Raw genomic sequence first — 12950 nt, 5'->3', positions numbered from 1 at the left:
AGCATGAATCTTTCATGATACTCAGAAGTGTAACAGGGAATTATTAACTCAATGTGAACTCGTTCATGTTTGATTCATCTTATAATGGTAAAATAGAAAAATGAACAGTGATTACAGGACAGAAAGGAAACGACATGAATACAATTTTAATCATTGAAGATGACAGACATTTATTAAGACTGTATGCCTCTGTGCTAAAAAAAGCGCATTTTAAAACAGTTGAAGCGTTGAATGGAGCAGAAGCTCTTGATATTTTAGATAAGCAATACGTCGATTTGATTATTACCGATGTCATGATGCCTGAGATGGATGGCTTTGAATTTTCTGAATTGCTCAGAGAAGCAGGCGATAAAACGCCAATCTTGATGATTACCGCCAAGGATACGTTTGAGGATAAACAGCGCGGCTTCAAGCTAGGGATTGACGATTACATGGTGAAACCCATCGACGTCAAAGAAATGGTCTTGCGTGTAGAGGCCTTATTGCGTCGAGCGAAAGTTTTTTATTCGCAAGAGTTAGTGGTTGGTAAGACGTCTTTGAATCAAGACGAATTAACAGTGACTGTAAAGGGCGAGACGAGTCTGTTGCCACAAAAAGAATTTCAATTGCTGCATAAGTTGCTTTCTTATCCAGGGAAAATATTTACTCGGCAACAGCTGATGGATCGAATCTGGGGCTTAGAAACGGATACCGAGGAACGAACCATTGATGTCCATATCAAAAGATTGCGGACTCGTTTTGAAGAGAATACTGATTTTCAGATAGTGACGGTGCGTGGATTGGGTTATAAAGCGGTGGTGACTCATGAGAAATAAAATACGCTCAAAGCTGTGGATTTACCTCGCATCAATGATTTTTTTGTTGATATTAACGACGTTTATTACCTTTACAATCATTATTTACTTCATTGCCCGTTTTGATTTACTGCCAGGAAAAGATCGCTTTTTCCCGTTCTTTATTTTTATCGCATCTGTCAGCATTGTGATCAGTTCAGGTGTTTCTGCGATTGTCGGCAGACGGATTTTAAAACCGATTGAAGAATTAAGAAAGAGTATGAAACAAGTCACGCAAGGTGATTTTTCAATTCAAATGAATCAAGTGTACACCATTGATGAGGTCCGGGATTTGTATGAGGATTTCAATCACATGGTCAAGGAGCTGGGGAGTACAGAAACGCTGAGGAATGATTTTGTATCTAGCGTGTCCCATGAATTTAAGACGCCTATCACAATTATTCAAGGCTATGTTCAACTGTTACAAGATTCAGAGTTGACGGCGGCAGAACGTGCGGAGTTTTATCAGCGAATTTTAGAAGGCACGCAGCAGTTAGCTACTTTGTCAGATAATATTTTAAAATTAACCAAATTGGAAACGCAAAATAGCGAAATTGACAAGCACTCATTCCGCTTGGATGAGCAGATTCGAGAAGTTATTCTATTTTTACAACCCAAATGGGAGCGGCGAAACTTAGAGCTAGACATCGAATTACCCAGCGCGAAGTACAATGGCAATGAAGAGTTTTTGTACCAAGTCTGGCTGAATATCATGGACAATGCCATTAAATATAATCGGGAAAACGGAAAAATCTCAGTCAAATTAGAAGACAAAGGGGAATCGTTTTTAATCGAGGTCGTGGATACCGGACTGGGCATGACGGATCAGGAAGCTGAAAAAGCCTTCGATAAATTTTATCAAGCCGATACCAGCCGGAAAACTGAAGGAAATGGCTTAGGTTTATCTTTGTCACAGAAAATTATCGAGCTACACGCAGGCCGAATCCAGGTCAATAGCGAACTAGAAATCGGCACCGTATTTGTGATTGAATTACCCAAATAAAATGCAAAATGAATGAAAAATGATACGAGTTAGCCACATAAACACCAAAATAGTTTTTCATCAGAAGAATTGGTAAACTATCTATAGAAGAAAAAAGCCAGAAACTGTAAAAACAGAGGCGAGCAAAGTGACAGAAAAAGCTAAATTGAGAGGAGCAACAGGATGGCCCAGCATAAATTATTTACCATGAGTTTTGCAAGTGTCTACGTTTTATATATTAAAAAGGCTGAGCGAAAGGAGCGGACAAAAGAGGAGGTCGATGAGATTATCTATTGGCTGACTGGATATGATGAAAAAGGCTTGAAGGAACAGATTGATAAAGAAGTCGACTTCATTACCTTTTTTGACGAAGCCCCAGCGCTGAATCCGAATGTTACTTTGATTAAAGGTGTCGTCTGTGGCGTTCGCGTAGAAGAAATTGAAGATCCATTGATGCAAAAAATTCGTTATCTGGACAAGTTGATTGATGAATTAGCCAAAGGCAAAAAGATGGAAAAAATCTTGCGCAGCTAAGTGATAAAAAAGTGAATGAATAAAAACTAAGATACGTTTCTTTTTCGATTAACGAAAGGGAAGCGTATTTTTTGTGGAATAATATTCCAAAAGCCAGGAAATTAATGCTTAAGAAAATTAGATAAGAAGGAAGCCTGATTCAGAGTTTACCTGCTACGTTGATGAAATAAAAAATGTTTGTGCCACAAATAGTCTCGCAGAAGGCCAATAGATAACGATGTTAAAGCAACTGATTTATCTATTTTAGTTGGAAAATCAGTTGCTTTTCCTAGAGAAATTTCATTTTAAAAACGAGTATATCATTATTTTTGTAATAAAATTCCGAATATATTGTTTATTTGTTGAAATTTTATTTCGGAAGTTGTATACTCTTTCTTGTAAGAGATTACATTTAGGATGTGAGTGAATGTTAGAGAAGTTAACGACGGAAAAGCGTAATAAATCTACGATGGATTTAGATAAGCTATCTGTGAAAGAAATTGTAACAAAAATGAATAACGAAGATGGCAACGTGATACGCGCAATCAAGCAGGAAATCGACTCGATCGAAAAAATGATTGTGAATGTGACGGATTGCTTAAAAAAAGGAGGGCGATTATTCTATATTGGTGCTGGAACTAGTGGTCGATTAGGTGTCTTGGATGCGGCAGAATGTGTACCTACATTTAGTATCAATCCAGAGATGGTGCAGGGCTTAATTGCTGGGGGGCAAAAAGCCATGACTGTTGCAGTTGAAGGGGCTGAAGATTCATTTACTTTGGCTGCAGAAGATCTACAGGAACGCCAGTTGAATCAAAATGATTTTGTATTGGGAATTGCTGCAAGTGGACGCACACCTTACGTAATCGGTGGGTTGCAATTTGCTCATCAAGTTGGCGCAAAAACAGGTGCTTTATCTTGTAATAAGCAAGCAGAGATTAGTCAATTTGCTGATTTTTCAATCGAAATTGAGGCAGGTCCAGAAGTATTGACTGGGTCGACGAGGCTTAAAGCCGGAACTGCTCAAAAATTAGTTTTAAATATGATTTCAACTGCGAGTATGGTTCAGATTGGAAAAGTTTTTCAGAACTTAATGGTCGATGTCCAACCAACGAATAAAAAATTAGTTGAGCGTGGCAAACGAATCATTATGGAAGCTACAGGCGTTAGTTTTGAAGAGGCGAGTGTATATTTTGAGGAATCTAATCAACAAGTGAAATTAGCAATTGTTCGAATTTTAACGGGTACTTCTAATGAAGATGCTCAGCAATTACTTGATACGAATAAAGGCTTTGTTCAAAAAGCGATCGAGCAGAAGTAATTTCTATTTATCAGGTATAGTTTAAGCAATGAAGTGAAATGGAAATCTAGTTTATTTCATTAAGCAGAAAATTTATTTGCACTAATAAGCTAACTTTTGTGAAAGATGTTAGAGAAAAATAGAGACAAAATGATTAGGAGATGGAAAATAAATGAATGCAGTTTTAAGTTGGATTGAAGTAAAATTAATGCCACCGATGGCAAAATTTGCTGAACAACGACATATGAAAGCAATTCGTAATGGGGTTATTTCAACGTTGTCTTTAATTATGATTGGGACGCTGTTTTTAACAATCGCGAACTTACCAATTCCTGGCTATGTCGATTGGATTAAACCTTATACGGCTGATCTAGCGATTCCGTTTAGAATTACTATGGGGCTATTAGGAATTTATGGTGCGTTTAGCATGGGGTATAACTTGACTAAATCGTACAAATTAGATGGGATTACAGGTGGGATACTTTCCCTTGCAACGTTCTTAATGCTTACGATTCCTGTCAATGTTGATGAATTATTACCAGAAGGACAAGCTCTTGGATGGGTCTTACCGATGAACTATTTAGGTGGTTCAGGAATGTTCTCAGCAATTATAGCAATGATTTTTGCCAGCGAAATGTATCGTTTATTCACAACACATAATATTACGATTCGCATGCCAGAACAAGTGCCACCAGCTGTAGCAAGAAGTTTTGAAGCACTTATTCCTGGGGCGTTTATCTTAACCTTTGTCTGGGTCATCCGTGTTATCTTAGGCTTAGATATTAACAAAATGTTATTAGATTTATTCTCGCCATTAGTTGATATTATGGGGAATAATTTAATTGGGGTACTCTTACCGATGTTCTTTATCCATTTATTATGGGCAGCCGGCGTTCACGGAATGAGTATTATTGGTTCACTTGTTCGCCCAATGTGGTTAGTGATGTTGGATGGGAATGCGGCAGCTTTTGCTGATGGTACACCAATTACGCAATTACCTTATATTGCACCAGAACAATTTTACCAATGGACTGTCACAATTGGTGGTGCGGGTGTTTCAATTTCAATTTGTATTTTGTTACTATTTTGTCGCTCAACATTCCTAAAACAAGTGGGACGTTTCTCACTTATTCCTGGAATTTTCAATATCAATGAAATGTTGATTTTCGGTGTGCCAATTATCATGAATCCAATCTTGGCAATTCCATTTATCACAGCACCGCTAGTAACAAGCACAATTAGTTATTTTGCAGTGAAACTTGGGATAGTCAATGGCTTTATCAGTAACCAAGCTTGGACTCTACCAGCGCCAATCGGTGCCTACCTATCTTCAGGAAATGATTGGCGAATGATCGTGTTGGTTGTTATTAACGTTCTTGTTGCGATGGCAATTTACTTCCCATTTGTTCGTATCTATGATAAAAAAATGGTGGAAGAAGAGTTAGCTGCAGCAAATGAAAATAAAGAAGCCGTTCAAGCATAAATAAGAGTATTCTTCTTATTTACGCATTTTTATAATCCTCCTATTTTCTAGTAAAGAAGATGGGCTGAAGACTTGGCGGAATGCTGGGACAAAGCTCATCCTCTCTACTGGTATTAGGAATAACAGAGTGATACAGCAATTTAAATGGAGTATATATGATTGATTTGAAATTTCTATAACAGTAATAGTAAGAATTATAGTAGTGAAAAATATGGATATGGGAGGAAGTCGTGAGATGTTAAAATATTTACTTATTATTGGAATTATTGGATTTGTCGTGGCAGGAATGTTATTGACTCATTATTTAGAAAAGAAAAATTGGTTGCCAAATCGTTGGATTACGGGATCGTTGGTTTTTCTAATCATCCTTATTCCAAGTATTCTATTTCCTAATTTACCCATGTTTTTCAAACAAATACTTTATGTATCAAGTGGTGTTTTAGCAATTATTTTCTTTGAAACGACCCGTTTATTACTTGAGCGTGGGCAGTATCGGGGCATTGTTCCGGCTGAGAAGAAGGATTCGAAATGATATCTTATATTATTGGGGTAGATAGTGGCGGCACAAAAACACAAGCTGCTGCGTATACGATTGATGGCGAATTGCTCAATCAATGTACAACCGGGTTTGGTAATCCGTTAGTGGATTATGAGACGGGAGTTGCAAATATAAATCAGGCTATTGAAACAATAATTTCGAGAAATGGAAATGGTTGTCAACTAATTGTCATTGGGCTGGCAGGATTGGATAGCAGTGGCTTAAAAGTGCAATTAGAAGAAGAATTTTCACAGTTTGAGGTGCCACTGGTTATGATGAATGACGGACAGCTGGCACATTTATCGATTCTAAAAGGAAAAGATGGAATTTTGGTTATCTCTGGGACGGGTTCGCTAGTTTTAGGTTACCAACAGAAACAATGGCTTCGTGTAGGTGGTTGGGGACATTTGTTTGGCGATGAGGGAAGTGCCTATGATATTGCTAAACGAGCGATTCAATACGTGTTGTCCGAAGCTGATGCAGGTCAGCCATTTAGTGAATTTAGTTTAGCTATCTTCGCTCATTTTCACTGCCAAGATGTGTATACGTTAGTGAAGCTTGCTTATCAATTAAATAAAGGGGAGTTAGCTGAGCTCGCTGCACTTGTAGGAGAATTGGGAACGAATAATCTAGTAGCGCAAGAAATTCTTCAAAGCTCGGGTCAGTCACTAGCAAGACAAGTTATACAGTTGGCCAAGAGAATGACGCGAGCAGATGGACCTGTTTTACTGGGACTAAATGGCAGTGTTGTTGAGAAAAATGAACACTTTAAGAAAGCTTTCTTTGATTCGTTAACTGATAAGCAGCTGAAGATAATGCCTTTATTTAAGTCAGAACCGATTACAAAAGGCGCCTATTATTATTATAAAGAGGGATGGCAAAATTAATGAGACGATTAGGAATTTCGGTATACCCGAACCATAGCAGTGTGGCAGAAATCAAAGCCTATCTGGCACTCGCTGCAAAATATAACTTTAAACGAGTCTTTACTTGTTTATTATCTGTTGATGAAGGAAAAGAGAAGATTGTTGAAGAATTTACTGAAACCATACATTTTGCAAAAGAACTGGGACTAGAAGTTATTGCTGATGTCAGCCCTAAGGTTTTTGGTGAATTAGGCATTAGTTATGATGATTTATCATTCTTTAAAGAAATCGGAGCTGATGGGATTCGATTAGACATGGGATTTACTGGGAATGAAGAATCAATTATGACCTTTAATCCACAGGACTTGATGATTGAGTTAAATATTAGCTCAGGTACAAGATATTTGGAAAATATTCTCAGCTATCAAGCCAATTCAACTAAACTTTTAGGGTGTCATAATTTTTATCCGCATCGATATACTGGCTTGAGCTATGAACATTTTGTAAAGACAACGACCATTTATAAAGAAAAAGGGATCCAGACAGCTGCATTTGTAAATTCTCCAAGCGCAACGATTGGTCCATGGCCTGTAGAAGAGGGTTTATGTACCTTAGAAATGCATCGAGAATGGCCGATTACGACCCAAGCCAAACATTTGTGGGCGACAGAATTAGTTGATGATGTGATTATCGCTAATGCGTTTGCTTCGGAAGAAGAATTGCGCGCGTTAAGTGAAATCGATCCGTATAAGCTGACATTGGATTGTGTATTAGACGAACAGATTCCTGAGCTGGAGCGTAAAATTGTGCTAGAAGAGTTTCATTTTAATCGTGGCGATGTTTCTGATTACGTGATTCGTTCAACGCAAAGTCGCGTAAAGTATAAAGGGCATCAATTTGACCCATTCAATACGCCAAATATGGAAGTAGGCGATATTATCGTAGAAACGTCTCTATACGCGCATTATGCGGGGGAATTACAGATAGCGCTACGTTCAATGGAAAATTCTGGGAAATCTAATGTAGTAGGGAAAATCACAAAAGAAGATCAAGCGTTACTTCCTTACATCAAACCATGGCAAAAGTTTACTTTTCGCGAAGTGGCAGCAGAGTAGGGGAAAGTGTAACTGACTGTTTATGGCCAGGATGACGGATCAGCGTATATGATTATATTTTATATAGAAGCAATTTGTTTAGTGCAAGAATTAAAATAACAAAAAAGTAGAGAAGCTGGAACTCACAAAATAAGAGAACATAAGGAATTGATTGTATCGTGATTGGTTATTTCCTAGTTGGTACTCTTACAATTTTCGTGAGTTTTGGCTTATTTCTTTCAATGTTAGGAGAGTGAGGGAGAAAAGATGGCTAATTATGCAGTAGGATTGATGTCAGGGACTTCGTTAGATGGTGTAGATGTTGCTCTGGTGGAGATTGAAGGGGTCAGCCTTGAGACTAAGGTCAGATTAATTGATTTTATCACCGTGCCATTTTCTAAAGAAATGAAAAATCGTATAGAAAAAAGTTTATCTGTTGACGAATCAAGTAACGTATTATTATGTAGTTTGAATTTTGAATTGGGTGAAGTTTTTGGAGAAGCAGTGCTTAAAATATGTGAAAAAAATAAATTAATGAGCTCCGACTTATTATTTGTTGCTTCACATGGACAAACGATTTACCACATTCCGAATGGCTTAGAGGACTATGTGGCCTCAACGTTACAGCTAGGTGAGTCGAGTATTATTGCCGAGAAAACAAAAACAACGGTCATTTCTGATTTCCGCTACCGCGATATGGCAGTTGGCGGACAAGGTGCTCCTATCGTTCCTTACTCAGAAATTGTTCTATATCAGATGCCGAATGTTACGCGAATTTTGCAGAATATCGGTGGTATAGGCAATGCGACTATTCTCCCTGCGACTGAGAATGAGCAAGCAATTATTGCCTTTGATACCGGGCCAGGGAACATGATTATCGATGAGCTGTGTAGACATTTTTATCAAGTAGAATATGATAAAGATGGACAGTATGCCGCAGATGGCGTAGTCGATGAAATGGTCTTAGCTAAAATGATGAGCCATCCTTATCTGAAAAAAGACTTCCCAAAAACAACTGGCCGTGAAGATTTTGGCCGTGAATATACGGCACAGCTGATAGAGGCTTATGATTTATCAGCCAACGATTGGATTCGAACGGCTACCTTATTTACCGCAAAATCGATTGCAGAAGCACTGGCACCATTCATTAGTGGCAAAACAGAGTTGATTATTGGTGGGGGCGGCAGTTATAATAAAGTATTGGTTGCGATGATTAAAGAGAATTTACCTGAGGTGGCTGTGAAGACACAAGAAGACTTAGGCAACTCCTCTGAAGCGAAAGAGGCAATTGCGATGGTCATTTTAGGCAATCAAACTTATCATCATTTACCAAGTAATGTACCTAGCGCGACTGGTGCAGCTAAAGAAGTGATTTTAGGGAAAATTACCTATTACGTATAGGGAGGGCTAAGCATGAAAGAGAAGCATATTCATCACCGAGTAAAAAGTATTTTTAATGAATTAACGCAATCCGAAAAAAAGATTGCTCAAATGGTTTTAGATACACCGGATGCAGTTATCCAGATGACTGCTAGTGAACTAGCCAAAGCTTCTCAGACAAGTCCAGCATCCGTCATTCGCTTTTGTCGTTCAATCGGTATTTCAGGTTTTACCGAACTAAAATTAAAACTATCCGCCGAAGTAGATGCACCGAGATACACAGAGTATTCAGATATTTCCCAAGGGGAACCAGTGAAAGATATCAAAAATAAATTGCTAGGGAATGCCTACCAATCAATGAGAGAAACGGTCAACCTAATTGATGAAGAGGTAATTGACGCAACCAATCAACTTATTCGAAAAGCGCCAATCGTCTATGTTTATGGACTAGGAGCTTCTTATCTAGTAGCTGAAAATATCGCTCAAAAATGGAATCGAATCGGAAAAACAGTGGTCTGCTTATCAGATGCACATTTATTCTTAGTGATTTTAACTTCTGCAGTGAAAGAAGCCGTATTTATCGGAATTTCTAACTCTGGAGAGACCAAAGAAGTTATCCATTTGTTGAAGGTTGCCAAAAACTCAGGCTTAAAAACAATCAGTATGACACAATTTGGGGCAAACACAATCAGTGGTATGACGGATATCAGCATTCAAACTGTCCGTTCAAATGAAGCTGAATTACGAAGCGCTGCGACTAGCTCATTGTTAGCACAGTTTATGGCGATAGATGTTTTATTTTATGCCTATGTCTCAGAAAACTACACCGAAAATATTACGCGAATCCGACAATCAAGAGAAGTTGTCGAACAATATAAAAAAGAATCATTTAAATAAGGATAAGGAAGCTACTTTCTAGTTAAAAAGAGAGTAGCTTTTTTTGAATGTAAAAAAAAGTTTGCAGTATGGTCGCAAGCAGCTCAACAAAGTACGTTAATCTCATTGCTAGATTCGCTAGCTATTATTCTGATTAAAAGAATCAATAAGCTAATGTTTAAAGGAATACATTCAAAAGTAATTTCAGGGAAATAGCAAGAAACAGTCTGATCAATTTATAAGGATACATAACACATCTGAAGACAGGTTTACATTCAAAAATCTAGATTATCTGCCGAAAGAAAATTAATAGCATCGTCTCAGAATTTTATTTTTATTTTTAAGGAAAAGGTGCCTTTTGTATTTTTTGAGGAAAAATAAATTGATAGCCCCAAATTAGACCTCAAAATATTAAGTATACTTAATGTTTTGGAGTAGCCCGTCTTTTATTCATCAAAATCCTTCAAAAGGTTAATAGGGCAAAATATACCAAAATGTTAAGTATACTTACTTTTTCTTTATTTGGAAAAATTCCCGATTGCTTGAGGTGGTAACTAGTAATTTGAGTGAAAAAATTAATAAGATAACACTTAAAGGCTTATATTCAAAAATAAATTCTAAGGAAATATCAAGAAGAAATCTGTATGGAATAGGATGTGTAGGCTAAAAAGTGCTTATCGATAGCAATTTATATTTCTTTCATGAATGTCCATTGTTTTGCTGGGGATAAAATGGTTCAAAATAGGTAAAAATCTATAAGATCAAGCAAATCTACCATTCAATTTTTTACGGATACATAACACATCTGAAGATAGGCTTACATTCAAAAATCTAGATTATCTGCCGAAAGAGAACTAAAAACGCCGTCTCAAAATTTTATTTTTATTTTTAAGGAAAAAGTGCCTTTTGTATTTTTTGAGGAAAAATAAATTGAACGTCCCAAATTAGACCTCAAAATATTAAGTATACTTAATATTTTGGAGTAGCCCGTCTTTTATTCATCAAAATCCTTCAAAAGGTTAATAGGGCAAAATATATCAAAATGTTAAGTATACTTACTTTTTCTTTATTTGGAAAAATTCCCGATTGCTTGAGGTGGTAACTAGTAATTTGAGTGAAAAAATTAATAAGATAACACTTAAAAGCATGTTTTCAAAAATAAATTTCAAGGAAATATCAAGAAGAAATCAGTATGGAATAGGATGTGTAGGCCAAAAAATGCTTATCGATAGCAATTTATATTTCTTTCATGAATGTCCTTTTTTTCGATTTAAGAAAGAGTTAAGAATTAGTTAAGACCTGAGTTAAGAAATGCTTGGTAAAGTAAGACTATCGAAAGAGGGGGAAACAACAATGACTGAAAATATACTAACTTTAAATAATGTAACGAAGAAATTCGGAAAACAATATGCTTTAAATAATGTCTCACTAACGGTGAAAAAAGGTGACATCTACGGACTGATTGGTCGGAATGGTTCAGGGAAAACAACGATCATGAAATTAATCACAGATTTATCGAAAGAAGCATCTGGTGGAGAAATTGCTTTACTAGGAAACAGAAAAGGCACAAGAGGCTATCAAAATAGTTTGCAACGGACAGGTTCAGTAATTGAAAGCCCAGCGGCGTACAACAAAATGACTGCTTACCAAAATATGAAAATCATGTGCATTCAAAAAGGTATCCATGATTTCTCAGTGATTGAGGAAACCTTAGAGTTCGTTAACTTGGCAGATACAGGCAAGAAAAAGTTCAAGAACTTTTCACTAGGGATGAAACAACGTTTGGGAATCGCGATGGCTCTGGTAAGTAACCCAGATTTCTTAATTTTAGATGAGCTAATCAATGGTTTAGATCCAATCGCAATTATTGAATTTAGAGGAATTTTAGAACGGATTAACAGAGAGCGTAATACAACAATCATCATCTCAAGTCATATTTTAACGGAATTATATCAAGTATCGAATCGCTTTGGTTTTATCAATGAAGGAATGATGATTCAAGAAATCTCGAAAGAAGAGTTTGATAACTTGGTGACGACAGCGATTGTCGTTGACGTGGAAGATGCGAAGCAAGCGGCGATGATCTTGAATGAAAACCAAATCACGAATTTCGAAGTAACGACAGGGAATCAGATTCGTATTTTAGATGAAACATTGGAAATTAAAGCCATTAACAAATTATTGGTGCAAAATGATATCTTAGTCAACCAAATCCAAAAACAGGAAAACAGTTTGGAAAATTACTTTACCGAGTTGGTCCAAAACGTGACGAACACAAACAGTGCAGGGGGAAAATAACATGATTCGATTAATTAAAGCAGATTTTTATAGAGTGTTACATACAAAAGGATTTTTAGCGACTGCAATTGCGGTCATCGCATACGGATTAAGCATTGTTTTAACAGGCGGTTCAGGTGGAGTGAGTGTCAACCAAGACCCGTCCGCAGCAATGCCATCTGGAACGGATTTGAAAACATCAATCGATGCAGCAATCTACTCTAGTAGCATCCTGGTGTACTTATTAATTGGTGTTTTTGTGATTGTGCTAGGCTACGAATTTACTCAAAAAACTTATAAGAATTCACTGACAGCAGGAGCTAGTCGTCTACAATTTGTTGTAGCAAAATACATCAGCCAAGTGGTTTATCTATCATTCTTTATCGTATTATACTTTGTAACGGTGATGTTGACTGCCTACTTAAAATTTGGTTCAACGCAAGCGAATTTCTTGGCATTTGCAGGTCAAACGATACTTTTAGCAATCGCAATTGGCTTATTGATTAGTGTTGTGTTTAGCTTAGCAAGCGTGTTATTAGTTGGCTTAGGCAGCATGGTCGGTGCCGCAGTCTTTATCGTACTTTACCCAATTCTTATTCAAGTTATGTACTCAATCATGAACTGGGAACAACTGAAATACTTCGATTTCTTTGGCTTTATCCAAGTCTTAGGTGTCGGTCAAGTGAAATTTGATGAAATTTTACCCTACGTCATCGTCAGTGCAGCGGTAACTCTACTTTCACTAGTAGCTAGCACTTTGTTAATCCGCAATAAAGAATTATAAGAAACAATCAAATAGATAATAAAA

Annotated in this window: 12 protein-coding genes; all 12 read left to right on the top strand. The window is 37.0% G+C overall.

All coding sequences use genetic code 11. The annotated features are described in order from the left end of the window. Positions 1-134 precede the first annotated feature (134 nt). Positions 135-815 carry a response regulator transcription factor gene (locus tag BAU15_RS07880; RefSeq protein ID WP_161842199.1) on the top strand — a complete coding sequence of 227 codons (681 nt, stop codon included), beginning with the start codon at positions 135-137 and terminating at the stop codon, positions 813-815. Further along, a complete protein-coding gene (locus BAU15_RS07875) occupies positions 805-1836 on the top strand; it encodes a sensor histidine kinase (protein ID WP_161842198.1) in 1032 nt (343 codons plus the stop codon). The genes BAU15_RS07880 and BAU15_RS07875 overlap by 11 nt, the downstream gene beginning before the upstream one ends. A 162-nt stretch (positions 1837-1998) precedes the next feature. Further along, positions 1999-2349 carry a DUF2200 domain-containing protein gene (locus BAU15_RS07870; RefSeq protein ID WP_161842197.1) on the top strand — a complete coding sequence of 117 codons (351 nt, stop codon included), beginning with the start codon at positions 1999-2001 and terminating at the stop codon, positions 2347-2349. 406 nt (positions 2350-2755) lie between these two features. Further along, the gene (murQ, locus tag BAU15_RS07865; protein ID WP_161842196.1) at positions 2756-3649 is read left to right on the top strand and encodes an N-acetylmuramic acid 6-phosphate etherase; all 894 of its coding nucleotides are present in this window, start codon (positions 2756-2758) and stop codon (positions 3647-3649) included. 151 nt (positions 3650-3800) lie between these two features. After that, on the top strand, positions 3801-5111 hold the full coding sequence (locus tag BAU15_RS07860) for a PTS sugar transporter subunit IIC (RefSeq protein WP_161842195.1): 1311 nt from the start codon (positions 3801-3803) through the stop codon (positions 5109-5111). Positions 5112-5346: 235 nt separating this feature from the next. Next, positions 5347-5643: a hypothetical protein gene (locus tag BAU15_RS07855; protein ID WP_161842194.1), complete on the top strand. Its 297-nt coding sequence runs from the start codon at positions 5347-5349 to the stop codon at positions 5641-5643. Next, a complete protein-coding gene (locus tag BAU15_RS07850; protein WP_161842193.1) occupies positions 5640-6536 on the top strand; it encodes an N-acetylglucosamine kinase in 897 nt (298 codons plus the stop codon). Before BAU15_RS07855 ends, BAU15_RS07850 begins: the two co-directional genes overlap by 4 nt. Continuing rightward, positions 6536-7630 carry a DUF871 domain-containing protein gene (locus BAU15_RS07845; RefSeq protein WP_161842219.1) on the top strand — a complete coding sequence of 365 codons (1095 nt, stop codon included), beginning with the start codon at positions 6536-6538 and terminating at the stop codon, positions 7628-7630. Before BAU15_RS07850 ends, BAU15_RS07845 begins: the two co-directional genes overlap by 1 nt. A 246-nt stretch (positions 7631-7876) precedes the next feature. Continuing rightward, on the top strand, positions 7877-9010 hold the full coding sequence (gene anmK, locus BAU15_RS07840; RefSeq protein ID WP_161842192.1) for an anhydro-N-acetylmuramic acid kinase AnmK: 1134 nt from the start codon (positions 7877-7879) through the stop codon (positions 9008-9010). Between the two features lie 12 nt (positions 9011-9022). Beyond that, on the top strand, positions 9023-9886 hold the full coding sequence (locus BAU15_RS07835; RefSeq protein ID WP_161842191.1) for a MurR/RpiR family transcriptional regulator: 864 nt from the start codon (positions 9023-9025) through the stop codon (positions 9884-9886). Between the two features lie 1332 nt (positions 9887-11218). Continuing rightward, positions 11219-12163, top strand: a complete 945-nt coding sequence (locus tag BAU15_RS07830; protein WP_161842190.1) for an ATP-binding cassette domain-containing protein — start codon at positions 11219-11221, stop codon at positions 12161-12163. A gap of 1 nt (position 12164) precedes the next feature. Beyond that, positions 12165-12926 carry an ABC transporter permease gene (locus BAU15_RS07825; protein ID WP_161842189.1) on the top strand — a complete coding sequence of 254 codons (762 nt, stop codon included), beginning with the start codon at positions 12165-12167 and terminating at the stop codon, positions 12924-12926. The last annotated feature ends 24 nt before the right edge of the window (positions 12927-12950 follow it).

Source organism: Candidatus Enterococcus huntleyi (assembly GCF_009933175.1).
Classification (GTDB): Bacteria; Bacillota; Bacilli; order Lactobacillales; family Enterococcaceae; genus Enterococcus_K; species Enterococcus_K huntleyi.
This window is presented reverse-complemented; position numbering and strand designations above follow the sequence as displayed.

What these genes read in the sequence shown, in the direction of transcription:
- murQ (WP_161842196.1), top strand. Translation starts at nt 2,756, where the DNA reads ATGTTAGAGAAGTTAACGACGGAAAAGCGTAATAAATCTACGATGGAT.
- BAU15_RS07855 (WP_161842194.1), top strand. Translation starts at nt 5,347, where the DNA reads ATGTTAAAATATTTACTTATTATTGGAATTATTGGATTTGTCGTGGCA.
- BAU15_RS07860 (WP_161842195.1), top strand. Translation starts at nt 3,801, where the DNA reads ATGAATGCAGTTTTAAGTTGGATTGAAGTAAAATTAATGCCACCGATG.
- BAU15_RS07880 (WP_161842199.1), top strand. Translation starts at nt 135, where the DNA reads ATGAATACAATTTTAATCATTGAAGATGACAGACATTTATTAAGACTG.
- BAU15_RS07850 (WP_161842193.1), top strand. Translation starts at nt 5,640, where the DNA reads ATGATATCTTATATTATTGGGGTAGATAGTGGCGGCACAAAAACACAA.
- BAU15_RS07830 (WP_161842190.1), top strand. Translation starts at nt 11,219, where the DNA reads ATGACTGAAAATATACTAACTTTAAATAATGTAACGAAGAAATTCGGA.
- BAU15_RS07825 (WP_161842189.1), top strand. Translation starts at nt 12,165, where the DNA reads ATGATTCGATTAATTAAAGCAGATTTTTATAGAGTGTTACATACAAAA.
- BAU15_RS07875 (WP_161842198.1), top strand. Translation starts at nt 805, where the DNA reads ATGAGAAATAAAATACGCTCAAAGCTGTGGATTTACCTCGCATCAATG.
- BAU15_RS07835 (WP_161842191.1), top strand. Translation starts at nt 9,023, where the DNA reads ATGAAAGAGAAGCATATTCATCACCGAGTAAAAAGTATTTTTAATGAA.
- anmK (WP_161842192.1), top strand. Translation starts at nt 7,877, where the DNA reads ATGGCTAATTATGCAGTAGGATTGATGTCAGGGACTTCGTTAGATGGT.
- BAU15_RS07870 (WP_161842197.1), top strand. Translation starts at nt 1,999, where the DNA reads ATGGCCCAGCATAAATTATTTACCATGAGTTTTGCAAGTGTCTACGTT.
- BAU15_RS07845 (WP_161842219.1), top strand. Translation starts at nt 6,536, where the DNA reads ATGAGACGATTAGGAATTTCGGTATACCCGAACCATAGCAGTGTGGCA.